Origin of the sequence: Pseudomonas asplenii, assembly GCF_900105475.1 — a bacterium.
Taxonomy (GTDB): domain Bacteria; phylum Pseudomonadota; class Gammaproteobacteria; order Pseudomonadales; family Pseudomonadaceae; genus Aquipseudomonas; species Aquipseudomonas asplenii.
Map to the genome: position 1 here is coordinate 5,927,997 of NZ_LT629777.1, position 23,984 is coordinate 5,951,980.

The window sequence follows — 23,984 nt, forward strand, 5'->3', positions numbered from 1 at the left end:
AGGAGAAGCTCACTCTATGGAATGGCAACCCCACATCACCGTCGCCACCGTCATCGAGGACCAGGGCCGCTTCCTGTTCGTCGAGGAACTGCAGGACGGCCAGGTCGTCTTCAACCAACCCGCCGGTCACCTCGACCCGAACGAAAGTCTGATCGAAGCCGCCCTGCGCGAAACCCTGGAAGAGACCGGTTGGGATGTCGAACTGACCGGCGTGATCGGCCTCTATCTGTACACTGCCCCGAGCAATGGCGTGACCTACCAGCGCGTGTGTTTCGCTGGCAAACCGTTGCGCCAGCGGCCCGACTACTCGCTGGACCACGGCATCATCGGCCCGCGCTGGCTGACTCGCGACGAATTGCTGGCCTTGCGCCCGCAATGGCGCAGCGAGCTGATCATCCGCTGCCTGGACGATTTTCTGGCCGGTCCGCTACACAGCCTCGAACTGATCCGCCCTTCCCTTTAGCCTTGAAGGCCAGGGCCTGTTAGAATCGCGTCCTTTTTCGAAGACACTCATTGAATCCCTATGCGTGATCCAGCTGCCACCGCCCCAGAAAACCTGCGCGTCATCGTCGGCATGTCCGGCGGCGTGGACTCTTCCGTTTCCGCTGTCCTGCTCATGGAGCAGGGCTATCAGGTGGAAGGCTTGTTCATGAAGAACTGGGAGGAAGACGACGGAACGGAGTACTGCACCGCCATGGACGACCTGGCGGACGCCCAGGCCGTGTGCGACAAGATCGGCATCAAGCTGCACACCGCCAACTTCGCCGCCGAATACTGGGATAACGTGTTCGAGCACTTCCTGGCCGAGTACAAGGCCGGACGCACGCCGAATCCAGACATCCTCTGCAACCGCGAAATCAAGTTCAAGGCGTTCCTCGACTACGCCCTGAGCCTGGGCGCCGACCTGATTGCCACCGGCCACTACGTGCGCCGCCGCGATATCGACGGCCGCACCGAGCTGCTCAAGGGCCTGGACCCGAACAAGGACCAGAGTTACTTCCTGCACGCGGTGGGCGGCGAACAGATCGCCAAGACCCTGTTCCCGGTCGGCGAGCTGGAAAAACCGCAAGTGCGCGCCATTGCCGAGAAACACGACCTGGCCACCGCGAAGAAAAAGGATTCCACCGGCATCTGCTTCATCGGCGAGCGGCGCTTCAGCGACTTCCTCAAGCAATACCTGCCGGCCCAGCCCGGTGAGATCAAGACCACGGACGGCGAAGTCATCGGCCGCCACCACGGTTTGATGTACCACACTATCGGCCAGCGCCAGGGCCTGGGCATCGGCGGCCTGAAGGACGCCGGTGACGAGCCGTGGTACGTGCTGCGCAAGGACCTGGAGCATAACGAGCTGATCGTCGGCCAGGGTAACGAACACCCCTGGCTGTTCTCCGGCGCCCTGCTCGCCTCGGACATCTACTGGGTCAACCCGATCGACCTGAGCAGCCCGCGCCAGCTGACGGCAAAAGTCCGCTACCGCCAGGGCGACCAGCACTGCACCCTGGAAAAGACCGTCGACGGCTACCGCGCAGTGTTCGATGAACCTCAGCGCGCGGTCACACCCGGCCAGTCCGTGGTGTTCTACGATGGCGAAGTCTGCCTGGGCGGCGGCGTCATCGAAGTCGCCGAACCCTCGATTGGCGGAGCACGCCCATGAGCCCGACTCAGGAACAGTTGACCGCACTGGGCGGCGTATTTCTGGCCGCGGTGCTGGTGGATCGGATCGCCAAGACCGGCCAGTCCAGCGAAGCCGGGGTCAGTTGCATGCTCGGCAGCCTGCTGGTCCGCGACCCCAAGGACACCCTGGAAGTCTACGGCGGTGACGACATCAACCTGCGCGACGGTTATCGCGCGCTGATCGCCGCGCTCGAGCGCGACCCCAGCGCCCTGCAACGCGAGCCGCTGCGCTACGCCCTGTCGATGCTCGGCCTGGAGCGCCAACTGGCCAAACGCGAGGACATGCTGGAAACCATCGGCAAACGCCTGCCGCAGATCCAGTCGCAGGTCGAGCACTTCGGCCCGGCCCACGAAAACGTCGTGGCCGCCTGCGGTGCACTGTACCAGGACACCCTCAGTACCCTGCGCCAACGCATCCAGGTGCACGGCGACATGCGCAACCTGCAGCAACCGAGCAATGCCTCGAAGATCCGCGCCCTGCTGCTGGCCGGCATCCGCTCGGCACGCCTGTGGCGCCAGTTGGGCGGCCATCGCTGGCAGCTGGTGATCAGCCGCCGCAAGCTGCTCAAGGAACTCTATCCGTTGATGCGTAGCGCCTGAGGCCATCGACGGAGCTTTAAAAGCGCGATACGCCGGTCAGTTCGCAACGGACCGGCGGATTTTTTCATGTATGATACGCGCCCCATTTCGTTGCCTGACTGTCCGAGAACGCCCCATGCAGCTCTCTTCGCTCACTGCGGTTTCCCCTGTTGACGGCCGCTACGCCGGCAAAACCCAGGCCCTGCGCCCGATTTTCAGCGAATACGGCCTGATCCGTGCCCGCGCCCTGGTGGAAGTCCGCTGGCTCCAGCGCCTGGCCGCTCACCCGGCAATCACCGAAGTCCCGGCGTTTTCCGCCGAAGCCAACGCGGTGCTCAACACCCTGGCCGAGAACTTCGCCCTGGAGCACGCCGAGCGCGTCAAAGAGATCGAACGCACCACCAACCACGACGTCAAGGCCATCGAGTACCTGCTCAAGGAGCAGGCCGCCAAGTTGCCTGAACTGGCCGCCGTCAGCGAATTCATCCACTTCGCCTGCACCAGCGAAGACATCAACAACCTGTCCCACGCCCTGATGCTGCGCGAAGGCCGCGACGACGTGCTGCTGCCACTGATGCGCCAGATCGCCGAATCGATCCGTGAACTGGCCCACCGCTTCGCCGCCGTACCGATGCTCTCGCGCACCCACGGCCAGCCGGCATCGCCGACCACCCTGGGCAAGGAACTGGCGAACGTCGTCTACCGCCTGGAACGCCAGATCGCCCAAGTGGCCGCCGTGCCGCTGCTGGGCAAGATCAACGGCGCTGTTGGTAACTACAACGCCCACCTGTCGGCCTACTCGCAAGTCGACTGGGAAGCCAACGCCCGCGCCTTCATCGAAGACGAACTGGGCCTGGTGTTCAACCCCTACACCACCCAGATCGAGCCGCACGACTACATCGCCGAGCTGTTCGATGCAATCGCGCGCTTCAACACCATCCTGATCGACTTCGACCGCGACGTCTGGGGCTACATCTCCCTGGGCTACTTCAAGCAGAAGACTGTCGCTGGCGAAATCGGCTCCTCGACCATGCCGCACAAGGTCAACCCGATCGACTTCGAAAACTCCGAAGGCAACCTGGGTATCGCCAACGCGCTGTTCCAGCACCTGGCCAGCAAACTGCCGATCTCCCGCTGGCAGCGCGACCTGACCGACTCCACCGTACTGCGCAACCTCGGTGTCGGCTTCGCCCACAGCGTGATCGCCTATGAAGCCAGCCTCAAGGGCATCGGCAAGCTGGAGATCAACGAGCAGAAAATCGCCGCCGATCTGGACGCCTGCTGGGAAGTCCTGGCCGAGCCGATCCAGACCGTCATGCGTCGCTACAACATCGAAAACCCGTACGAAAAACTGAAAGAACTGACCCGCGGCAAGGGCATCAGCCCTCAAGCACTGCAGACTTTCATCGACGGACTCGACATGCCTGCAGAAGCCAAGGCCGAGCTGAAACAGCTGACCCCGGCCAACTACATCGGCAACGCCGTGGCCCAGGCCCAGCGTATCTGATCGTACGGCACCCGCTCTGAACGCCCGGCTGAGCCGGGCGTTTTTATTCCAGTCTGAAAAATACGTTTTTTCAATAGGTTACACATGAATCCTGATACTCCTCTGCAACTTCTGGGCGGGCTGACCGCTCGGGAATTCCTGCGCGACTACTGGCAAAAGAAACCGCTGCTGATCCGTCAGGCGATTCCGGACTTCGAAAGCCCGATCGACGCCGACGAACTGGCCGGTCTCGCGCTGGAAGAAGAAGTCGAATCGCGGGTGATCATCGAACACGGCGAGCGCCCATGGGAGCTGCGTCGCGGCCCCTTCTCCGAAGACTCCTTCAGCCAACTGCCGGAGCGTGAGTGGACCCTGCTGGTGCAGGCGGTCGACCAGTTCGTCCCGGAAGTCGCCGAGTTGCTGGAGCACTTCCGCTTCCTGCCAAGCTGGCGGATCGACGATGTGATGATCAGCTTTGCCGCTCCGGGCGGCAGCGTCGGCCCGCACTTCGACAACTACGACGTGTTCCTGCTGCAGGGCAAGGGCAAGCGCCACTGGAAGATCGGCCAGATGTGCGATTCCGACAGCGCCCTGCTGGAGCACGCCGACCTGCGCATCCTCGCCGACTTCGAGGAAAGCGAAGGCTGGGTCCTGGAACCGGGCGACATGCTGTACCTGCCGCCACGTCTGGCCCACTGCGGCGTCGCCCTGGATGACTGCATGACCTACTCGGTGGGTTTCCGGGCGCCGAGCGCGGCTGAAGTGCTGACCCACTTCACCGATTTCCTCAGCCAGTTCCTGCCGGACGAGGATCGCTACACCGACGCCGACGCTCAACCGGTGACCGACCCGCACCAGATCCAGCACGACGCCCTCGATCGCCTCAAGAGCCTGCTGGCCGAGCACATGAGCGACGAACGCCTGCTACTGACCTGGTTCGGCCAGTTCATGACCGAACCCCGCTACCCGGAACTGGTGGTCGGCCCGGAACTGGAAGAAGAAGACCTGCTCGCTGGTCTGCAACACGGTGCCATACTGATTCGTAACCCGAGCGCACGCCTGGCCTGGTCTGAAGTCGATGACGACCTGCTGCTGTTCGCCAGCGGCCAGAGCCGTTACCTGCCGGGCAAGCTGCGTGAGCTGCTGAAAATGATCTGCGCGGCCGAAGCCCTGCACATCGACAACCTCGGCCCATGGCTCGAGGACGAAGACGGACGCGGCCTGCTGTGCGAGCTGGTCAAACAAGGAAGCGTGGGATTTGCCGATGAATAGAATTCACGTACGTGTCGCGGACTGGCGAAAGGATAACGCCGAGATTCGGCGCATTCGTGAGTCGGTGTTCATTGCCGAACAAGCTGTACCTCCGGAGCTTGAGTGGGATTCGGAGGACGACGGAGCCGTGCATTTCCTGGCGTACGAAAGCGACTTCCCGATCGGCACCGCCCGCCTGCTGCCGGACGGGCAGATCGGCCGGGTTTCGGTGTTGCGTGACTGGCGCGGTTTGAAAGTCGGCGACGCGCTGCTACAAGCGGTGATCGGCGAAGCGGAGAAACGCGGCCTGCAGCAACAGATGCTCAGCGCCCAGGTGCAGGCCACGGCGTTCTATGAACGGCATGGCTTCAGCATCGTCAGCGAGGAGTTTCTCGAGGCTGGGATTCCCCACGTCGACATGGTCCGCGGCGCAGCCTGAAAGGGGCCGACGGACCTGTGGTGATCGGCTGTTGTGGTGAGCGGGCTTGCCCGCGCGCCGCAGAGAGTCGCCCTCCAGCCACCAGGCCAATAGCGTCCCCTGCATTGCTCCACCCACAAAACGCCCCGATGACGGGGCGTTTTGCTGTCTGCCATTCAATTTGCCTCCCCCGCCGCCGAGAAACTGTCAAACTCAATGCATCACACTCAAGTGCATTGCCCAGTCATACGCGGAGATAACGGACATGTCCCTACGCACCCTCTTTGCCGGCCTGCTGCTGACCTGCGCCTTCAGTGCCCAGGCGGCCACCGAGATCATTCCCCTGAACTACCGCACCAGCAACGACCTGCTGCCGGTTGCACAGAACTTTCTTGGCCAGGACGGCAAGGTCAGCGCCTACCAGAACCAGCTGATCGTCAATGCCGAACCGCGCAAGATCGGCGAACTGCGGGAATTCATCGGGCAATTGGACAAACCGGCCCGGCGCCTGCTGATCAGCGTCGACACCAGCGAAAACAACGACCAGGGCGCCCAGGGCTATTCGATCAACGGCCAGGGCCAGACCCGCATTATCAGCCGCAGCACCGACAGCCGTGATGGCGGCATCCAGCAAGTGCAGGCCAGCGAAGGCACGCCGGCGCTGATCCAGGTCGGCCAAAGCGTGCCGCTGACCAGCAGCACCGGCCAGTTCGATGCCTACGGCCGCCCGCAAACCCAAACGCAATATCGTAACGTCACCCAGGGTTTCTACGTCACTGCCAGCGTCACCGGCAACATCGTTCACCTGGCCATCAGTACCAATCGTGACCGGATGAGCCAGGAGCGTCAGGATGTAGTGAACGTACAAAGTACCGACACAACCGTCAGCGGCCCCCTCGGCGAATGGATCACCCTGGCCGGTGTCAATGGTCAGAGCCAAGCCGACCGTCAGGCGCTAACCCGCAGCTACTCTACCTCCAGCCGCAATGACATGACGTTGCGGGTGAAAGTCGACAGCCTGGACTGAACCACCAAAAATTGACTGGTCAGTCGTATTAGACCAAAGATGTAGTGCCTTTAAAAAAGCACTACAAAACGTTTGACGCGCTCAAGAACCGAAGGCATGATGGCCTCGCTCCCGCTAATCAGGGGCCCTGGCAAGGGCCTTCGGATCGCCGCTCTAACTCACCCACCTGAGCCGATTCGTGTCTGTACCGCCCACAAGGCGTGTTTGACGAGATTGCGACTGGAACGAAGTTGTCCCGAGGGACGGAAGCGTAATCAGGTAGAACGGCAACACCCCGACGCCAGCATGAGGCCCACGACGCCCCGCTGAGCCCAAGGATCGCCCTCGCCTAGCTCACTTCCTCCGTCGAGCCCATCGTTCACCCGTCGCATTTCCCGTCAGACCCGACTCGCATACCTGAGCTTCTGGTCAGCGAGCAGCCTCTGCCCAAGCCCCTCCAGGCCCCGGCATGCAGTGGAGCACGGAACTTTCCACCCAAGATCGACTTTTGATAAAGACGCGACGAGGTTTATGTCCATGGCACTGACACGCGAACAGCAAATTGCAGCCCTTGAAAAAGACTGGGCTGAGAACCCGCGCTGGAAAGGCGTGACTCGCACCTACACCGCCGCTGACGTGGTTCGTCTGCGTGGCTCGGTCCAGCCTGAGCACACCCTGGCCCGCCTGGGTGCCGAGAAGCTCTGGAAGCTGGTCACCCAAGGTGCCAAGCCGTCCTTCCGTCCGGATAAAGATTTCGTCAACTGCATGGGCGCTCTGACGGGCGGTCAGGCCGTGCAACAGGTCAAGGCCGGTATCCAGGCGATCTACCTGTCGGGCTGGCAAGTGGCTGCGGACAACAACTCCGCAGAGTCCATGTACCCCGACCAGTCGCTGTACCCGGTCGACTCCGTGCCGACCGTGGTCAAGCGCATCAACAACTCGTTCCGTCGTGCCGACCAGATCCAGTGGAAAGCCGGCAAGAACCCGGGCGATGACGGCTACATCGACTATTTCGCACCCATCGTGGCCGATGCCGAAGCCGGTTTTGGCGGCGTCTTGAACGCCTACGAACTGATGAAGAACATGATCGAAGCGGGCGCTGCCGGCGTGCACTTCGAAGACCAGCTGGCCTCGGTGAAAAAATGCGGCCACATGGGCGGCAAGGTACTGGTTCCCACCCAGGAAGCCGTCCAGAAGCTGGTCGCTGCCCGCCTGGCCGCCGACGTCGCCGGTGTACCGACCATCATCCTGGCCCGTACCGACGCCAACGCTGCCGACCTGTTGACCTCTGACTGCGACCCGTACGACCAGCCGTTCGTCACCGGTACCCGTACCCCGGAAGGCTTCTACAAGGTTCGCGCCGGCCTCGACCAGGCTATCGCCCGTGGCCTGGCCTACGCGCCATATGCCGACCTGATCTGGTGCGAAACCGCCAAGCCGGACCTGGACGAAGCGCGCCGCTTTGCCGAAGCGATCAAGAAGGAATACCCGGACCAACTGCTGTCCTACAACTGCTCGCCTTCCTTCAACTGGAAGAAAAACCTGGACGACGCGACTATCGCCAAGTTCCAGCGCGAGCTGTCGGCGATGGGCTACAAGCACCAGTTCATCACCCTGGCCGGCATTCACAACATGTGGCACAGCATGTTCAACCTGGCGCACGACTACGCCCGCAACGACATGACTGCCTACGTGAAGCTGCAGGAGCAGGAGTTCGCCGACGCCGCCAAGGGCTACACCTTCGTTGCGCACCAGCAGGAAGTGGGCACCGGCTACTTCGACGACATGACCACCGTGATCCAGGGCGGCGCCTCCTCGGTGACCGCACTGACCGGTTCGACCGAAGAAGAGCAGTTCCACTGAGTCACCCGAGCAAGCGGCCATTCCAGACCGTGTAAGACCTAACTGGAATGCCTGACACACTGATGCCCCGACTGGTTCGGGGCATTTTTTTGCCTGGATGGCGGTGCAGGACTGGCGAGCCCCTTCGCGGGCAAGCCCGGCTCCTACAGGGACGGGGTCGCCTGCGGGATTGATGCACGACACAAATCCTGCAGGAGCAGGGCTTGCCCGCGAAGGGGCCGGAATGACCGACACAACGCCCAAACATTGACCCAGCGCAGCGTCCGCTCACGACAAATCCGTTAAAACGTCTCCCCTTCCTGCAACTTTCAACTAACCTCCCTGTATCGCAACTAGAACAGCCACCCTGACGAGAGCTGTTACAGCCAAAGACAAACAATATTGATTATCATTTAGAAAAAGCTTTATTCGTTACAGCCCGGATAAAACATAATTAACAGAAACCCGGCTAATGCCCGCAGTACATGGCCTGCGGGCCCTCCAGAGGTCCTTATGTCCTTATTCCATTAAATAATTTCGCTATAGAAAATTTACTTGCCTGGTGTTTACCCATAAAATCACCAGATTGATGGCTCTGCGACATATCGTCACTGCCTTGTTACTTTTTTCAAGCTCAGAGAACCTTGCTCTCTGTTAAGGATTACCCGCATGACCGAAGCGACCGGACTCATGGCCCACAACTGGGGCTTTGCCATTTTCCTGCTCGGCGTCGTCGGCCTGTGTGCCTTCATGCTCGGTCTTTCCAGCCTTCTTGGGTCAAAAGCCTGGGGACGCAGCAAGAACGAACCGTTCGAATCCGGCATGCTGCCCACCGGCAGCGCCCGTCTGCGGCTCTCCGCCAAATTCTATCTGGTCGCGATGCTGTTCGTGATCTTCGATATCGAAGCCCTCTTTCTCTTTGCCTGGTCTGTGTCCGTCCGCGAAAGCGGCTGGACCGGATTCGTCGAAGCTCTCGTTTTCATAGCAATTCTGTTGGCAGGTCTTGTCTACCTTTACCGAGTGGGAGCGCTTGATTGGGCTCCGCAAGCTCGTCAGAAGAGGCAAGCGAAGCTGAAACAATGAGGCTTTGGCAATGCAATACAATCTCACCAGAATCGACCCGGACGCTCCTAACGAGCAATATCCGATTGGCCAACGGGAAACCGTTGCCGATCCGTTAGAGGATCAAGTCCACAAGAACATTTTCATGGGCAAGCTGGAAGACGTGCTGAGTGGCGCGGTCAACTGGGGGCGCAAGAACTCCCTGTGGCCGTACAACTTTGGTCTGTCCTGCTGCTACGTGGAGATGACCACCGCCTTCACCGCACCTCACGACATCGCACGCTTCGGCGCTGAAGTTATCCGGGCGTCACCGCGCCAGGCCGACTTCATGGTTATTGCCGGCACCTGCTTCGTCAAGATGGCGCCGATCATCCAGCGCCTGTACGAGCAGATGCTCGAACCGAAGTGGGTGATTTCCATGGGTTCGTGCGCCAACTCCGGTGGCATGTACGACATCTACTCCGTCGTTCAGGGGGTGGACAAGTTCCTGCCCGTGGACGTCTACGTGCCAGGCTGCCCGCCCCGCCCCGAGGCTTTCCTGCAGGGCTTGATGCTCTTGCAAGAGTCGATTGGCCAGGAGCGTCGCCCACTTTCCTGGGTCGTCGGTGATCAAGGCATTTACCGTGCCGAGATGCCGTCGCAAAAGGAACAGCGCCGCGAACAGCGTATCCAGGTCACCAACCTGCGCAGCCCCGACGAAGTCTGATCCAGTTCTGCTTCTTCCAAAGAAACGTGTACCTGGCTTCATTCTTTACGTTGACCGAAAGCGATAAAAAACCATGACTACAGGCAGTGCTCTGTACATCCCGCCCTACAAGGCTGACGACCAGGATGTGGTCGTCGAACTGAACAACCGTTTTGGCGCCGAGGCGTTCACCGCCCAGGCCACCCGTACCGGCATGCCGGTACTGTGGGTGAGCCGCGCCCAACTCGTCGAAGTCCTGAGCTTCCTGCGCAACCTGCCCAAGCCGTACGTCATGCTCTATGACCTGCACGGCGTGGACGAGCGTCTGCGCACCAAGCGTCAGGGCCTGCCGGCGGCCGATTTCAGCGTCTTCTATCACCTGCTCTCGATCGAGCGTAATAGTGACGTGATGATCAAGGTCGCCTTGTCCGAAAGCGACCTCAGCTTGCCAAGCGTCACCAGCATCTGGCCGAACGCCAACTGGAACGAGCGCGAAGTCTGGGACATGTTCGGCATCGACTTCAAAGGCCACCCGCACCTGTCGCGCATCATGATGCCGCCGACCTGGGAAGGTCACCCGCTGCGCAAGGACTACCCTGCCCGCGCCACCGAGTTCGATCCCTACAGCCTGACCCTGGCCAAGCAGCAACTGGAAGAAGAAGCCGCGCGCTTCAATCCGGAAGACTGGGGCATGAAACGCTCCGGTGCCAACGAGGACTACATGTTCCTCAACCTCGGCCCGAACCACCCTTCGGCCCACGGTGCGTTCCGTATCGTCCTGCAACTGGACGGTGAAGAGATCGTCGACTGCGTTCCGGACATCGGCTACCACCACCGTGGTGCCGAGAAGATGGCCGAGCGTCAGTCCTGGCACAGCTTCATCCCCTACACCGACCGTATCGACTACCTCGGCGGGGTGATGAACAACCTGCCGTACGTGCTCTCGGTGGAAAAACTGGCCGGCATCAAGGTGCCGGATCGGGTCGACACCATCCGCATCATGATGGCGGAGTTCTTCCGGATCACCAGCCACCTGCTGTTCCTGGGTACCTACATCCAGGACGTCGGCGCCATGACTCCGGTGTTCTTCACCTTCACCGACCGCCAGCGCGCCTACAAGGTGATCGAAGCCATCACCGGTTTCCGCCTGCATCCGGCCTGGTACCGCATCGGTGGTGTCGCCCACGACCTGCCACGGGGCTGGGACAAGCTGGTCAAGGAATTCGTCGACTGGCTGCCCAAGCGCCTGGACGAATACACCAAGGCTGCCCTGCAGAACAGTATCCTCAAGGGTCGGACCATCGGCGTCGCCGCCTACAACACCAAGGAAGCCCTGGAATGGGGCGTCACCGGTGCCGGCCTGCGCTCCACCGGTTGCGACTTCGACCTGCGCAAGGCGCGTCCGTACTCCGGCTACGAGAACTTCGAGTTCGAAGTACCGCTGGCCGCCAATGGCGATGCCTACGACCGCTGCATGGTCCGCGTCGAAGAGATGCGCCAGAGCATCAGGATCATCGACCAGTGCCTGCGCAACATGCCGGAAGGCCCGTACAAGGCGGATCACCCGCTGACCACGCCGCCGCCCAAAGAGCGCACGCTGCAGCACATCGAAACCCTGATCACGCACTTCCTGCAAGTTTCGTGGGGCCCGGTCATGCCGGCCAACGAATCCTTCCAGATGATCGAAGCGACCAAGGGCATCAACAGTTATTACCTGACGAGCGATGGCGGCACCATGAGCTACCGCACCCGGATTCGTACCCCAAGCTACCCGCACCTGCAGCAGATCCCTTCGGTGATCCGCGGCAGCATGGTCGCGGACTTGATCGCGTACCTGGGTAGTATCGACTTCGTTATGGCCGACGTGGACCGCTAAGCATGAACAGCACGCTCATCCAGACAGACCGTTTCGTTCTCAGCGAAACCGAGCGCTCGGCCATCGAGCACGAGTTGCACCACTACGAGGACCCGCGCGCGGCGTCCATCGAAGCCCTGAAGATCGTTCAGAAGGAACGTGGCTGGGTGCCTGATGGCGCGCTCTACGCCATCGGCGAGATCCTCGGCATACCGGCCAGCGACGTCGAAGGCGTGGCCACCTTCTACAGCCAGATCTTCCGCCAGCCGGTCGGTCGCCACATCATTCGCGTCTGCGACAGCATGGTCTGCTACATCGGTGGCCACGAGTCGATGGTCAGCGAAATCCAGAGCAAGCTGGGCATCGGCCTGGGTCAGACCACCGCCGACGGCCGCTTCACCCTGCTGCCAGTGTGCTGCCTGGGCAACTGCGACAAGGCCCCGGCCCTGATGATCGACGACGACACCTTCGGCGATGTGACCGCCGCCGGCGTCGACAAACTGCTGGAGGGCTACGTATGACCCTGACTTCCTTCGGCCCTGCCAACCGCATCGCGCGCACGGCAGAAACCCACCCGCTGACCTGGCGTCTACGTGACGACGCCGAGCCCGTGTGGCTCGACGAGTACCAGGCGAAGAACGGCTATGCCGCCGCCCGCAAGGCCTTCGCCGACATGGCTGCCGACGATATCGTCCAGACCGTGAAGGATTCCGGCCTCAAGGGTCGTGGCGGTGCGGGCTTCCCCACCGGGGTCAAGTGGGGCCTGATGCCCAAAGACGAATCCATGAACATCCGCTACCTGCTGTGCAACGCGGATGAAATGGAGCCCAACACCTGGAAAGACCGCATGCTGATGGAGCAACTGCCCCATCAACTGATCGAAGGCATGCTGATCAGCGCCCGTGCGCTGAAAACCTACCGGGGCTACATCTTCCTGCGCGGTGAGTACGTGACTGCCGCCAAGCACCTCAACCGTGCCGTGGAAGAAGCCAAGGCCGCCGGCCTGTTGGGCAAGAACATCCTCGGCAGCGGCTTCGACTTCGAGCTGTTCGTCCACACCGGTGCCGGGCGCTACATCTGCGGCGAAGAAACCGCGCTGATCAACTCCCTCGAAGGCCGCCGCGCCAACCCGCGCTCCAAGCCGCCCTTCCCTGCCGCCGTTGGCGTGTGGGGCAAGCCGACTTGCGTGAACAACGTCGAGACGCTGTGCAACGTGCCGGCGATCATCGGCAACGGTGTCGACTGGTACAAGTCCCTCGCCCGCGAAGGCAGTGAAGACCACGGCACCAAGCTGATGGGCTTCTCCGGCAAGGTGAAGAACCCTGGCCTGTGGGAACTGCCGTTCGGCGTGACCGCACGCGAACTGTTCGAAGACTACGCCGGTGGCATGCGCGACGGCTTCAAGCTCAAGTGCTGGCAGCCTGGCGGCGCCGGTACCGGTTTCCTGCTGCCCGAGCACCTGGATGCGCAGATGTACGCCGGCGGCATCGCCAAGGTCGGCACCCGGATGGGTACCGGCCTGGCCATGGCGGTCGACGACAGCATCAACATGGTTTCGCTGCTGCGCAACATGGAAGAGTTCTTCGCCCGTGAGTCGTGCGGTTTCTGCACCCCTTGCCGCGACGGGTTGCCGTGGAGCGTCAAGCTGCTGCGCGCCCTCGAGAAAGGCGAAGGCCAGGCCGGCGATATCGAGACCCTGCTGGGTCTGGTCGGTTTCCTAGGCCCGGGCAAGACCTTCTGTGCTCACGCACCGGGCGCCGTGGAGCCATTGGGCAGCGCAATCAAATATTTCCGTCCGGAGTTCGAGGCCGGCATCGCCCCCGCAGGTGCTGCCGTCCCGCCTTTGGCACGGCCGATCGTAGTCGGCGCATAACACGTATCGAAGGGGGGCGGTCCGTGCCGCCCTCTTCCTCGTCTGCAGCCGCACGTTGATGCGCCAGGCGAGAACAGGATTCCATTAGCCACGCCCGCAGACGCGGGCCAACGAAGAACTTTGAACCATGGCCACTATCCACGTAGACGGCAAGGCGCTCGAAGTCAACGGTGCAGACAACCTGTTACAGGCATGTCTGTCGCTAGGCCTCGACATTCCTTATTTCTGCTGGCACCCCGCTCTTGGCAGCGTCGGTGCCTGTCGCCAGTGCGCGGTCAAGCAGTACAACGACGAGAACGACACCCGCGGTCGTATCGTCATGTCCTGCATGACGCCCGCCACCGACAACACCTGGATCTCCATCGACGATGACGAATCCAAGGCGTTCCGCGCCAGCGTCGTCGAATGGCTGATGACCAACCACCCACACGACTGCCCGGTCTGTGAGGAAGGCGGTCACTGCCACCTGCAAGACATGACGGTGATGACCGGCCACAACGAGCGCCGTTATCGTTTCACCAAGCGTACCCACCAGAACCAGGACCTCGGCCCGTTCATTTCCCACGAGATGAACCGCTGCATCGCCTGCTATCGCTGTGTGCGTTTCTACAAGGACTACGCCGGCGGTACCGACCTGGGCGTATTCGGTGCCCACGACAACGTGTACTTCGGTCGCGTTGAAGACGGCGTGCTCGAAAGCGAGTTCTCCGGCAACCTCACCGAGGTCTGCCCGACCGGCGTGTTCACCGACAAGACCCACTCCGAGCGCTACAACCGCAAATGGGACATGCAGTTCGCCCCGAGCATCTGCCATGGCTGCTCCAGCGGTTGCAACATCAGCCCAGGTGAACGCTACGGCGAACTGCGTCGTATCGAAAACCGTTTCAACGGTTCGGTGAACCAGTACTTCCTGTGCGACCGTGGCCGTTTCGGCTACGGCTACGTCAACCGCGCCGACCGTCCACGCCAGCCGCTGCTGGCCGACGGCACCAAGCTGAGCCTGGACAGCGCCCTGGACAAGGCCGCCGACCTGCTGCGCGGTCGCAACATCGTCGGTATCGGTTCGCCCCGCGCCAGCCTGGAAAGCAACTACGCGTTGCAGGAACTGGTCGGTGCCGAGCACTTCTACTCCGGGATCGAAGCCACCGAGCTGGAGCGTATCCGCCTGGTACTGCAAGTTCTCAAGGACAGCCCGCTGCCCGTGCCGAACCTGCGCGACATCGAAGACCACGACGCCGTGTTCGTCCTCGGTGAAGACCTGACCCAGACCGCCGCCCGCCTGGCCCTGGCCCTGCGCCAGTCGGTCAAGGGCAAGGCCGAGGAAATGGCCGACGCAATGCGCGTACAGCCATGGCTCAACGCCGCAGTGAAAAACATCGGCCAGAACGCACTGAACCCGCTGTTCATCGCCAGTCTCGCCGAAACCAAGCTCGACGACGTTGCCGAAGAATGCGTGCACGCCGCTCCGGATGACCTGGCCCGTATCGGTTTCGCCGTGGCCCACGCCCTGGACGCCAGCGCGCCAGCGGTCGAAGGCCTGGACAGCGAAGCCCGCGAACTGGCCCAGCGCATCGCCGATGCCCTGCTCGCGGCCAAGCGTCCACTGATCATCGCCGGCACCTCGCTGGGTTCCAAGGCGCTGATCGAGGCCGCGGCGAACATCGCCAAGGCCCTCAAGCTGCGCGAGAAGGACGGTTCCATCAGCCTGGTCGTGCCTGAGGCCAACAGCCTCGGCCTGGCCATGTTCGGTGGCGAGTCCGTCGATGCCGCGCTGGACGCGGTGATCGCTGGCCGTGCCGACGCCATCGTCGTACTGGAAAACGATCTGTTCACCCGTACCGATGCCGCCAAGGTCGACGCCGCCCTCAAGGCTGCCAAGGTGGTGATCGTTGCCGACCACCAGAAGACCGCCACCACCGACCGCGCCCACCTGGTGCTGCCGGCGGCGAGCTTCGCCGAAGGCGACGGTACCCTGGTCAGCCAGGAAGGCCGCGCCCAGCGCTTCTTCCAGGTCTTCGACCCGCAATACATGGACGCCAGCATCCTGGTTCACGAAGGCTGGCGCTGGCTGCATGCCCTGCGCGCGACCCTGCTGAACAAGCCGGTCGACTGGACCCAACTGGACCACGTCACCGCAGCCTGCGCCGCCAGCGCGTCGCAACTGGCCGGCATCGTCGACGCCGCGCCATCGGCCGCGTTCCGCATCAAGGGCATGAAACTGGCGCGCGAACCGCTGCGCTACTCCGGTCGTACCGCCATGCGCGCCAACATCAGCGTGCACGAGCCACGGACCCCGCAGGACCAGGACACCGCGTTCGCCTTCTCCATGGAAGGTTATTCGGGCTCCGCCGAACCGCGCCAGCAGGTGCCGTTCGCCTGGTCGCCGGGCTGGAACTCGCCACAGGCCTGGAACAAGTTCCAGGACGAAGTCGGCGGGCATATCCGTGCCGGTGACCCGGGCGTGCGCCTGATCGAAAGCCGTGGCGACAATCTGGGCTGGTTCGCCAGCGTACCGGCGGCGTTCTCGCCATCGCGTGGCACCTGGCAGGCGGTACCGTTCTATCATCTGTTCGGCAGCGAGGAAAACTCGTCGAAAGCCGCCCCGGTGCAGGAACGTATCCCGGCCGCCTATGTGGCGCTGGCCAAGTCCGAAGCGGACCGCCTGGGTGTCAACGACGGTGCCCTGCTGAGCCTCAATGTGGCCGGCACCACCCTGCGTCTGCCGCTGCGGGTCAATGAACAACTGGGCGCTGGCCTGGTGGCCCTGCCGGCTGGCCTGGCCGGTATCCCGCCGGCGATTTTCGGCAAATCCGTTGACGGTCTGCAGGAGGCGGCTCAATGACCTGGTTCACACCTGAAGTGATTGACGTGATCCTCACGGTCATCAAGGCCATCGTGATCCTGCTGGCCGTGGTGGTCTGCGGCGCACTGCTGAGCTTCGTCGAACGTCGTCTGCTGGGCTGGTGGCAGGACCGCTACGGTCCGAACCGCGTCGGCCCGTTCGGCATGTTCCAGATCGCTGCGGACATGCTGAAGATGTTCTTCAAGGAAGACTGGACGCCTCCGTTTGCCGACAAGGTGATCTTCACCCTGGCACCGGTCGTGGCCATGAGCGCCCTGCTGATCGCCTTCGCGATCATCCCGATCACCCCGACCTGGGGTGTCGCGGACCTGAACATCGGCCTGCTGTTCTTCTTCGCCATGGCTGGTCTGTCGGTGTACGCGGTGCTGTTCGCCGGCTGGTCGAGCAGCAACAAGTACGCTCTGCTCGGCAGCCTGCGGGCATCGGCTCAGACCGTGTCGTACGAAGTGTTCATGGGCCTGTCGCTGATGGGCATCGTGATCCAGGTCGGCTCGTTCAACATGCGCGACATCGTCGACTATCAGGCTCAACACCTGTGGTTCATCATCCCGCAGATCTTCGGTTTCCTGACCTTCTTCATCGCTGGCGTGGCCGTGACTCACCGTCACCCCTTCGACCAGCCGGAAGCGGAACAAGAGCTGGCCGACGGTTACCACATTGAATATGCGGGCATGAAATGGGGCATGTTCTTCGTTGGCGAATACATCGGCATCATCCTGATCTCGGCACTGCTGGTCACCCTGTTCTTCGGCGGCTGGCATGGTCCGTTCGGCATCCTGCCGCAACTGTCGTTCGTCTGGTTCGCTCTGAAGACCGCGTTCTTCATCATGCTGTTCATCCTGTTGCGCGCTTCTATTCCGCGCCCACGGTATGACCAGGTGATGGACTTCAGCTGGAAGTTCTGCCTGCCACTGACCCTGATCAATATGCTGGTGACCGCTGCGGTCGTGTTGTTGAACACGCCTGCCGGCGCGGTTCAGTGAGGATTTGACCCATGTTCAAATATATTGGCGACATCGTTAAGGGTACCGGTACCCAGTTGCGAAGCCTGGTGATGGTTTTCGGCCATGGCTTTCGCAAGCGTGACACCCTGCAATATCCGGAGGAGCAGGTCTACCTGCCGCCGCGCTACCGCGGCCGTATCGTCCTGACCCGCGATCCCGATGGCGAAGAGCGCTGCGTGGCGTGCAACCTGTGTGCCGTGGCCTGCCCGGTCGGGTGCATCTCGCTGCAGAAGGCCGAAACCGACGACGGTCGTTGGTACCCGGAGTTCTTCCGCATCAACTTCTCGCGCTGCATTTTCTGCGGTCTCTGCGAGGAAGCCTGCCCGACCACCGCGATCCAGCTGACACCGGATTTCGAAATGGCCGAGTTCAAACGTCAGGACCTGGTGTACGAGAAAGAAGATCTGCTGATCTCCGGCCCCGGCAAGAACCCTGACTACAACTTCTATCGTGTTGCCGGTATGGCCGTCGCCGGGAAGCCGAAAGGCGCTGCCCAGAACGAAGCCGAGCCGATCAACGTGAAGAGCTTGCTGCCTTAAGGAAGAACGATGGAATTCGCTTTCTATTTCGCATCGGGTATCGCGGTTGTGTCCACGCTTCGCGTGATCACCAACACCAACCCCGTGCACGCCCTGCTCTACCTGATCATTTCGCTGATCGCCGTGGCGATGACCTTCTTCAGCCTCGGCGCACCGTTCGCCGGGGCCCTGGAAGTGATCGCCTACGCTGGTGCCATCATGGTGCTGTTCGTCTTCGTGGTGATGATGCTCAACCTGGGACCGGCTTCGGTGCGCCAGGAGCGCGACTGGCTCAAGCCCGGCATCTGGATCGGGCCGGTGATTCTCGCCGCCCTGCTGCTGGCCGAACTGCTCTACGTGCTGTTCAGCCACAGCAGCGGTGTGGGCATCGGTCAAACCACCGTGGGTGCCAAGGCCGTGGGCATCAGCCTGTTCGGTCCGTACCTGCTGGTTGTCGAACTGGCCTCGATGCTGCTGCTCGCTGCAGCCATCACGGCTTTCCACCTGGGCCGCAACGAGGCGAAGGAGTAATACGATGCCTGCTATCCCTCTTGAGCATGGTCTGGCCGTCGCCGGCATCCTGTTCTGCCTCGGCCTGGTCGGCCTGATGGTCCGCCGCAACATTCTCTTCGTGCTGATGAGCCTGGAAGTGATGATGAACGCCGCCGCTCTGGCGTTCGTCGTCGCGGGCGCTCGCTGGGCGCAGCCGGATGGACAGATCATGTTCATCCTGGTGATCAGCCTCGCAGCCGCCGAGGCCAGTATCGGCCTGGCGATCCTGCTGCAACTGTATCGCCGCTTCCACACGCTCGATATCGACGCTGCCAGTGAGATGCGCGGATGAACATGATCTTTCTGACTTTCGTATTTCCCCTGATCGGTTTCCTGCTGCTGTCGTTCTCCCGTGGACGCTTCTCGGAAAACCTCTCGGCCCTGATCGGCGTCGGCTCCATCGGCCTGTCGGCGATCGTCGCCGCCTACGTGATCTGGCAGTTCAACGTCGCGCCGCCGGAAGGCGGTCACTACACCCTGGTGTTGTGGCAGTGGATGTCGGTGGACGGCTTTGCCCCCAACTTCGCCCTGTACATCGACGGTCTGTCGGTGACCATGCTCGGCGTGGTGGTCGGGGTGGGTTTCCTGATCCACCTGTTCGCGTCCTGGTACATGCGCGGTGAAGACGGCTACTCGCGTTTCTTCGCCTACACCAACCTGTTCATCGCCAGCATGCTGTTCCTGGTGCTCGGCGATAACCTGCTGTTCCTGTACTTCGGTTGGGAAGGCGTGGGCCTGTGCTCCTACCTGTTGATCGGTTTCTACTACAGCAACCGCAACAACGGTAACGCAGCACTCAAGGCCTTCATCGTCACCCGGATCGGCGACGTGTTCATGGCCATCGGCCTGTTCATCCTGTTCCAACAGTTGGGCACGCTGAACATCCAGGAACTGCTGGTCAAGGCACCTGAGCACTTCAAGGTCGGTGACTTCTGGATCGTGCTGGCCACCCTGCTGCTGTTGGGCGGTGCGGTCGGTAAATCGGCCCAGCTGCCGCTGCAGACCTGGTTGGCTGACGCGATGGCCGGTCCTACCCCGGTTTCGGCACTGATCCACGCCGCGACCATGGTGACCGCCGGTGTCTACCTGATCGCCCGTACCCACGGCCTTTTCGCCCTGGCGCCGGATATCCTGCATCTGGTCGGTATCGTCGGTGGCGTGACCCTGGTTCTCGCAGGCTTCGCCGCACTCGTGCAGACCGACATCAAGCGGATTCTCGCCTACTCGACCATGAGCCAGATCGGCTACATGTTCCTGGCCCTGGGCGTTGGCGCCTGGGAAGGCGCGATCTTCCACCTGATGACCCACGCCTTCTTCAAGGCCCTGCTGTTCCTCGCGTCCGGTGCGGTGATCGTTGCCTGCCACCACGAGCAGAACATCTTCAAGATGGGTGGCCTGTGGAAGAAACTGCCGTTGGCCTATACCAGCTTCATCGTCGGTGGTGCCGCCCTGTCCGCCCTGCCGATCGTCACCGCCGGTTTCTACTCCAAGGACGAGATCCTCTGGGAAGCGTTCGCCAGCGGTAACCATGGCCTGCTGTACGCCGGTCTGGTCGGTGCGTTCATGACCTCGCTGTACACCTTCCGCCTGATCTTCATCGCCTTCCACGGCGAAGCCAAGACCGAAGCCCATGCCGGCCACGGGATTTCCCACTGGCTGCCGCTGGGCGTGCTGATCGTGCTGTCGACCTTCGTCGGTGCCTGGATTCATCCACCACTGGCCGGCGTGCTGCCGGAAAGTGCCGGGCATGCCGGCGGCGAAGCCAAGCACAGCCTGGAAATCGCCTCGGGCGCCATCGCCCTGGCCGGTATCCTGCTGGCCGCCATGCTGTTCCTCGGCAAGCGTCGCTTCGTGACAGCCGTCGCCAACAGCGGCATCGGACGTATCCTTTCGGCCTGGTGGTTCGCCGCCTGGGGCTTCGACTGGATCTACGACAAACTGTTCGTCAAGCCTTACCTGGCGATCAGCCATGTGCTGCGCAAAGACCCGCTCGACCAGACCATCGGCCTGATCCCGCGTATGGCCAAAGGCGGTCACACCGCCCTGAGCCGCAGCGAGACCGGTCAACTGCGTTGGTATGCCGCGTCGATCGCCGCTGGTGCAGTCGTGGTGCTCGGCGCCATTGTACTGGTAGCGGTCTGACTATGAACCTTGCGACATTGCGAAAGGAATTGAGCCCGTCATGATTCTGCCTTGGCTAATCCTGATCCCCTTCATCGGCGGCCTGCTGTGCTGGCTGGGTGAGCGTACCAGCGCCACCCTCCCCCGCTGGATTGCGCTGCTGACCATGACCCTCGAACTCGCCCTCGGCCTCTGGCTGTGGGCGCACGGGGACTACCACCTGGCACCGGCGCCTGGCGCCGATCCGACCTGGGCCATCGAGTTCAAGCACGTCTGGATCCAGCGCTTCGGCATCAACGTGCACCTGGCCCTCGACGGCCTGTCGCTGCTGATGATCCTGCTGACCGGCCTGCTGGGTATCCTCTCGGTACTCTGCTCGTGGAAAGAGATCCAGCGCCACGTGGGCTTCTTCCACCTGAACCTGATGTGGATCCTGGGCGGTGTCGTCGGCGTGTTCCTCGCCCTCGACCTGTTCATGTTCTTCTTCTTCTGGGAAATGATGCTGGTGCCGATGTATTTCCTCATCGCGCTCTGGGGTCACAGCTCCTCCGATGGCAAGAAGACCCGGATCTACGCGGCGACCAAGTTCTTCATCTTCACCCAGGCTTCCGGCCTGATCATGCTGGTGGCGATCCTCGGCCTGGTACTGGTGAACTTCAACAACACCGGCGTGATCACCTTCAACTACGCCGACCTGCTGAAGACCAAGATGTCGCACGGCGTCGAGTACCTGCTGATGCTCGGCTTCTTCATCGCCTTCGCGGTGAAGCTGCCGGTGGTGCCGTTCCACTCCTGGCTGCCGGATGCCCACGCCCAGGCGCCTACCGCCGGTTCCGTCGACCTCGCCGGTATCCTGCTGAAGACCGCTGCCTACGGCCTGCTGCGTTTCGCCCTGCCACTGTTCCCGAATGCCTCGGCCGAGTTCGCGCCGATCGCCATGACCCTGGGTCTGATCGGGATTTTCTACGGTGCCTTCCTGGCCTTCGCACAGACCGACATCAAGCGCCTGATCGCCTTCTCCAGCGTTTCGCACATGGGCTTCGTGCTGATCGGTATCTACTCCGGCAGCCAGCAGGCCCTGCAAGGCGCGGTGATCCAGATGCTGGCCCACGGCGTCTCGGCAGCAGCCCTGTTTATCCTCAGCGGCCAGTTGTACGAGCGCACCCACACCCGCGACATGCGTGAAATGGGTGGCCTGTGGTCGAAGATCGCCTACCTGCCGGCCATCAGCCTGTTCTTTGCCGCCGCCTCCCTAGGGCTGCCGGGGACCGGCAACTTCGTCGGCGAGTTCCTGATCCTGATCGGCACCTTCGTCAGCGCACCGTGGATTACCGCCATTGCCACTTCCGGCCTGGTGTTCGGCTCGGTCTACTCGCTGATCATGATCCACCGTGCCTACTTCGGCCCGGCCAAGTCCGATGAAGTGCTGCACGGCATGGACGGTCGCGAACTGACCATGGTGCTCGGCCTTGCGGCACTGCTGATCTACCTCGGCGTGTACCCGCAACCATTCCTCGACACCTCTGCCGCCACCATGCATGGCGTGCAGCAGTGGCTCGGCACCGCCTTCACTCAACTCGCTTCGGCCCGGTAAGAGCGCTATGGAATTCACGATTCAACACTTTATCGCGCTGGCGCCGCTGTTGATCACCAGCCTCACCATTATCGTGGTGATGCTGGCGATCGCCTGGCGCCGTAACCACTCACAGACTTTCCTGCTGTCCTGTGCCGGCCTCAACCTGGCGTTGCTGTCGATCTTCCCGGTGCTGAAAGTCGCTCCGCTGGCGGTCACCCCGCTGATCCAGATCGACGATTTCGCCTGCCTGTACATGGCGCTGATCCTGGTCGCGACCCTGGCCTGCGTCACCCTCGCCCACGCCTACCTCGGCGAAGGCGGCAGCGGCTACCCGGGCAACCGTGAAGAACTGTACCTGCTGATCCTGATGGCCGCCGCCGGCGGCCTGGTACTGGTCAGCGCGCAACACCTGGCCAGCCTGTTCATCGGCCTGGAGCTGCTGTCGGTACCGGTCTACGGTCTGGTGGCCTATGCCTTCTTCAACAAGCGTTCGCTGGAAGCCGGCATCAAGTACATGGTGTTGTCGGCCGCCGGTTCCGCGTTCCTGTTGTTCGGCATGGCCCTGCTGTACGCCGAAGCCGGTACCCTGAGCTTCAGCGGGATCGGCCACGCATTGGCGGCCACCGGCCTGCCAAGCCCGATCGCCCAGTTGGGCCTGGGCATGATGCTGGTCGGCCTGGGGTTCAAGCTGTCGCTGGTACCCTTCCACCTCTGGACCCCGGACGTCTACGAAGGGGCTCCGGCACCGGTAGCGGCCTTCCTGGCCACCGCCAGCAAGGTGGCGGTGTTTGCCGTGATGATTCGCCTGTTCCAGATCTCGCCGGTCGCCAGCAGTGGTGTACTGAGCAACGTCCTGGCGGTCATCGCCGTGGCATCGATCCTGGTTGGTAACCTGCTGGCGCTGACCCAGAGCAACCTCAAGCGTCTGCTCGGTTACTCGTCCATCGCCCACTTCGGTTACCTGCTGATTGCCCTGGTGGCGAGCAAGGGCCTGGCGCTGGAAGCCATGGGCGTGTACCTGGTCACCTACGTGGTCACCAGCCTCGGCGCCTTCGGTGTGATCACTCTGATGTCCTCGCCATACAACGGCCGCGACATGGATGCCCTGTACGAATACCGCGGCCTGTTCTGGCGTCGTCCGTACCTGACCGCCGTGCTGACCGTGATGATGCTGTCCCTGGCCGGTATCCCGCTGACCGCCGGCTTCATCGGCAAGTTCTACATCATCGCGACCGGTGTCGAGTCTCAGCACTGGTGGCTGATCGGTTCCCTGGTGATCGGTAGTGCCATCGGCGTCTTCTACTACCTGCGCGTGATGGTCACCCTGTACCTGATGGAGCCGAACCTGCGTCGTCACGATGCCCAACTGCACTGGGAACAACGTGCGGGCGGCGTGATGCTGCTGGCAATCGCGATCCTGGCCTTCTTCCTCGGCGTGTACCCACAACCGCTGCTGGAGCTGGTGCAACACGCGGTACTGGCCAGCTAAGCAAACGGCCAGCCGTACCCGACACCCCGCCCGAGGCAACTCTGGCGGGGTGTTTTGTTTTCAGCGCCCCTCGAATCCGTTGTGAACCATTCTCGACTTCTATAGGCTGGCCCGCCCTGTTCCGCCGAGC

The 23,984-nt window shown here is 62.2% G+C and carries 21 protein-coding genes; all 21 read left to right on the forward strand.

What is annotated here, in order from left to right:
* Nucleotides 1-16 precede the first annotated feature (16 nt).
* Nucleotides 17-463 carry an NUDIX hydrolase gene (locus BLU37_RS26300; RefSeq protein WP_090210278.1) on the forward strand — a complete coding sequence of 149 codons (447 nt, stop codon included), beginning with the start codon at nt 17-19 and terminating at the stop codon, nt 461-463.
* A gap of 60 nt (nt 464-523) precedes the next feature.
* Nucleotides 524-1,654: a tRNA 2-thiouridine(34) synthase MnmA gene (gene mnmA, locus BLU37_RS26305; RefSeq protein ID WP_010444619.1), complete on the forward strand. Its 1,131-nt coding sequence runs from the start codon at nt 524-526 to the stop codon at nt 1,652-1,654.
* A complete protein-coding gene (hflD, locus tag BLU37_RS26310; protein ID WP_010444618.1) occupies nt 1,651-2,274 on the forward strand; it encodes a high frequency lysogenization protein HflD in 624 nt (207 codons plus the stop codon). The genes mnmA and hflD overlap by 4 nt, the downstream gene beginning before the upstream one ends.
* Before the next feature lie 115 nt (nt 2,275-2,389).
* Nucleotides 2,390-3,760 (forward strand): adenylosuccinate lyase, encoded by a 1,371-nt coding sequence (gene purB / locus BLU37_RS26315; protein WP_029529963.1) that lies wholly within the window; start codon nt 2,390-2,392, stop codon nt 3,758-3,760.
* Nucleotides 3,761-3,844: 84 nt separating this feature from the next.
* On the forward strand, nt 3,845-5,011 hold the full coding sequence (locus tag BLU37_RS26320; RefSeq protein ID WP_090210280.1) for a ribosomal protein uL16 3-hydroxylase: 1,167 nt from the start codon (nt 3,845-3,847) through the stop codon (nt 5,009-5,011).
* The gene (locus tag BLU37_RS26325; protein ID WP_090210282.1) at nt 5,004-5,429 is read left to right on the forward strand and encodes a GNAT family N-acetyltransferase; all 426 of its coding nucleotides are present in this window, start codon (nt 5,004-5,006) and stop codon (nt 5,427-5,429) included. Before BLU37_RS26320 ends, BLU37_RS26325 begins: the two co-directional genes overlap by 8 nt.
* 244 nt (nt 5,430-5,673) lie before the next feature.
* Entirely contained in the window at nt 5,674-6,435 is a 762-nt protein-coding gene (locus BLU37_RS26330; protein WP_090210284.1) for a secretin N-terminal domain-containing protein, read from the forward strand.
* 516 nt (nt 6,436-6,951) lie between these two features.
* A complete protein-coding gene (aceA, locus tag BLU37_RS26335; RefSeq protein WP_090211013.1) occupies nt 6,952-8,277 on the forward strand; it encodes an isocitrate lyase in 1,326 nt (441 codons plus the stop codon).
* A gap of 648 nt (nt 8,278-8,925) precedes the next feature.
* Nucleotides 8,926-9,339: an NADH-quinone oxidoreductase subunit A gene (locus tag BLU37_RS26340; RefSeq protein WP_010444610.1), complete on the forward strand. Its 414-nt coding sequence runs from the start codon at nt 8,926-8,928 to the stop codon at nt 9,337-9,339.
* A gap of 10 nt (nt 9,340-9,349) precedes the next feature.
* Nucleotides 9,350-10,024: a NuoB/complex I 20 kDa subunit family protein gene (locus BLU37_RS26345; RefSeq protein WP_010444608.1), complete on the forward strand. Its 675-nt coding sequence runs from the start codon at nt 9,350-9,352 to the stop codon at nt 10,022-10,024.
* Between the two features lie 73 nt (nt 10,025-10,097).
* The gene (gene nuoC, locus BLU37_RS26350) at nt 10,098-11,879 is read left to right on the forward strand and encodes an NADH-quinone oxidoreductase subunit C/D (RefSeq protein ID WP_010444606.1); all 1,782 of its coding nucleotides are present in this window, start codon (nt 10,098-10,100) and stop codon (nt 11,877-11,879) included.
* 2 nt (nt 11,880-11,881) lie between these two features.
* On the forward strand, nt 11,882-12,379 hold the full coding sequence (gene nuoE / locus BLU37_RS26355; protein WP_090210285.1) for an NADH-quinone oxidoreductase subunit NuoE: 498 nt from the start codon (nt 11,882-11,884) through the stop codon (nt 12,377-12,379).
* Nucleotides 12,376-13,731: an NADH-quinone oxidoreductase subunit NuoF gene (gene nuoF, locus BLU37_RS26360; RefSeq protein ID WP_090210287.1), complete on the forward strand. Its 1,356-nt coding sequence runs from the start codon at nt 12,376-12,378 to the stop codon at nt 13,729-13,731. Before nuoE ends, nuoF begins: the two co-directional genes overlap by 4 nt.
* Before the next feature lie 127 nt (nt 13,732-13,858).
* Nucleotides 13,859-16,573 carry an NADH-quinone oxidoreductase subunit NuoG gene (nuoG, locus tag BLU37_RS26365; protein WP_090210289.1) on the forward strand — a complete coding sequence of 905 codons (2,715 nt, stop codon included), beginning with the start codon at nt 13,859-13,861 and terminating at the stop codon, nt 16,571-16,573.
* Nucleotides 16,570-17,577: an NADH-quinone oxidoreductase subunit NuoH gene (gene nuoH, locus BLU37_RS26370; protein WP_010444598.1), complete on the forward strand. Its 1,008-nt coding sequence runs from the start codon at nt 16,570-16,572 to the stop codon at nt 17,575-17,577. Before nuoG ends, nuoH begins: the two co-directional genes overlap by 4 nt.
* Nucleotides 17,578-17,588: 11 nt before the next feature.
* Nucleotides 17,589-18,137, forward strand: a complete 549-nt coding sequence (nuoI, locus tag BLU37_RS26375; RefSeq protein ID WP_010444596.1) for an NADH-quinone oxidoreductase subunit NuoI — start codon at nt 17,589-17,591, stop codon at nt 18,135-18,137.
* Nucleotides 18,138-18,146: 9 nt separating this feature from the next.
* On the forward strand, nt 18,147-18,647 hold the full coding sequence (nuoJ, locus tag BLU37_RS26380) for an NADH-quinone oxidoreductase subunit J (protein ID WP_010444594.1): 501 nt from the start codon (nt 18,147-18,149) through the stop codon (nt 18,645-18,647).
* 4 nt (nt 18,648-18,651) lie between these two features.
* On the forward strand, nt 18,652-18,960 hold the full coding sequence (gene nuoK, locus BLU37_RS26385; RefSeq protein WP_010444593.1) for an NADH-quinone oxidoreductase subunit NuoK: 309 nt from the start codon (nt 18,652-18,654) through the stop codon (nt 18,958-18,960).
* Nucleotides 18,957-20,810, forward strand: a complete 1,854-nt coding sequence (gene nuoL / locus BLU37_RS26390; protein ID WP_090210291.1) for an NADH-quinone oxidoreductase subunit L — start codon at nt 18,957-18,959, stop codon at nt 20,808-20,810. The genes nuoK and nuoL overlap by 4 nt, the downstream gene beginning before the upstream one ends.
* A 40-nt stretch (nt 20,811-20,850) precedes the next feature.
* Nucleotides 20,851-22,383, forward strand: a complete 1,533-nt coding sequence (nuoM, locus tag BLU37_RS26395; protein WP_010444589.1) for an NADH-quinone oxidoreductase subunit M — start codon at nt 20,851-20,853, stop codon at nt 22,381-22,383.
* 7 nt (nt 22,384-22,390) lie between these two features.
* Nucleotides 22,391-23,854, forward strand: a complete 1,464-nt coding sequence (nuoN, locus tag BLU37_RS26400) for an NADH-quinone oxidoreductase subunit NuoN (RefSeq protein ID WP_081354445.1) — start codon at nt 22,391-22,393, stop codon at nt 23,852-23,854.
* Nucleotides 23,855-23,984 lie beyond the last annotated feature (130 nt).

Coding starts and splice junctions, on each gene's coding strand:
- nuoI (WP_010444596.1), top strand. CDS start 17,589: ATGTTCAAATATATTGGCGACATCGTTAAGGGTACCGGTACCCAGTTG.
- BLU37_RS26300 (WP_090210278.1), top strand. CDS start 17: ATGGAATGGCAACCCCACATCACCGTCGCCACCGTCATCGAGGACCAG.
- nuoJ (WP_010444594.1), top strand. CDS start 18,147: ATGGAATTCGCTTTCTATTTCGCATCGGGTATCGCGGTTGTGTCCACG.
- nuoM (WP_010444589.1), top strand. CDS start 20,851: ATGATTCTGCCTTGGCTAATCCTGATCCCCTTCATCGGCGGCCTGCTG.
- BLU37_RS26320 (WP_090210280.1), top strand. CDS start 3,845: ATGAATCCTGATACTCCTCTGCAACTTCTGGGCGGGCTGACCGCTCGG.
- nuoC (WP_010444606.1), top strand. CDS start 10,098: ATGACTACAGGCAGTGCTCTGTACATCCCGCCCTACAAGGCTGACGAC.
- aceA (WP_090211013.1), top strand. CDS start 6,952: ATGGCACTGACACGCGAACAGCAAATTGCAGCCCTTGAAAAAGACTGG.
- hflD (WP_010444618.1), top strand. CDS start 1,651: ATGAGCCCGACTCAGGAACAGTTGACCGCACTGGGCGGCGTATTTCTG.
- BLU37_RS26330 (WP_090210284.1), top strand. CDS start 5,674: ATGTCCCTACGCACCCTCTTTGCCGGCCTGCTGCTGACCTGCGCCTTC.
- nuoH (WP_010444598.1), top strand. CDS start 16,570: ATGACCTGGTTCACACCTGAAGTGATTGACGTGATCCTCACGGTCATC.
- mnmA (WP_010444619.1), top strand. CDS start 524: ATGCGTGATCCAGCTGCCACCGCCCCAGAAAACCTGCGCGTCATCGTC.
- purB (WP_029529963.1), top strand. CDS start 2,390: ATGCAGCTCTCTTCGCTCACTGCGGTTTCCCCTGTTGACGGCCGCTAC.
- nuoK (WP_010444593.1), top strand. CDS start 18,652: ATGCCTGCTATCCCTCTTGAGCATGGTCTGGCCGTCGCCGGCATCCTG.
- BLU37_RS26340 (WP_010444610.1), top strand. CDS start 8,926: ATGACCGAAGCGACCGGACTCATGGCCCACAACTGGGGCTTTGCCATT.
- BLU37_RS26325 (WP_090210282.1), top strand. CDS start 5,004: ATGAATAGAATTCACGTACGTGTCGCGGACTGGCGAAAGGATAACGCC.
- nuoF (WP_090210287.1), top strand. CDS start 12,376: ATGACCCTGACTTCCTTCGGCCCTGCCAACCGCATCGCGCGCACGGCA.
- nuoL (WP_090210291.1), top strand. CDS start 18,957: ATGAACATGATCTTTCTGACTTTCGTATTTCCCCTGATCGGTTTCCTG.
- BLU37_RS26345 (WP_010444608.1), top strand. CDS start 9,350: ATGCAATACAATCTCACCAGAATCGACCCGGACGCTCCTAACGAGCAA.
- nuoE (WP_090210285.1), top strand. CDS start 11,882: ATGAACAGCACGCTCATCCAGACAGACCGTTTCGTTCTCAGCGAAACC.
- nuoG (WP_090210289.1), top strand. CDS start 13,859: ATGGCCACTATCCACGTAGACGGCAAGGCGCTCGAAGTCAACGGTGCA.
- nuoN (WP_081354445.1), top strand. CDS start 22,391: ATGGAATTCACGATTCAACACTTTATCGCGCTGGCGCCGCTGTTGATC.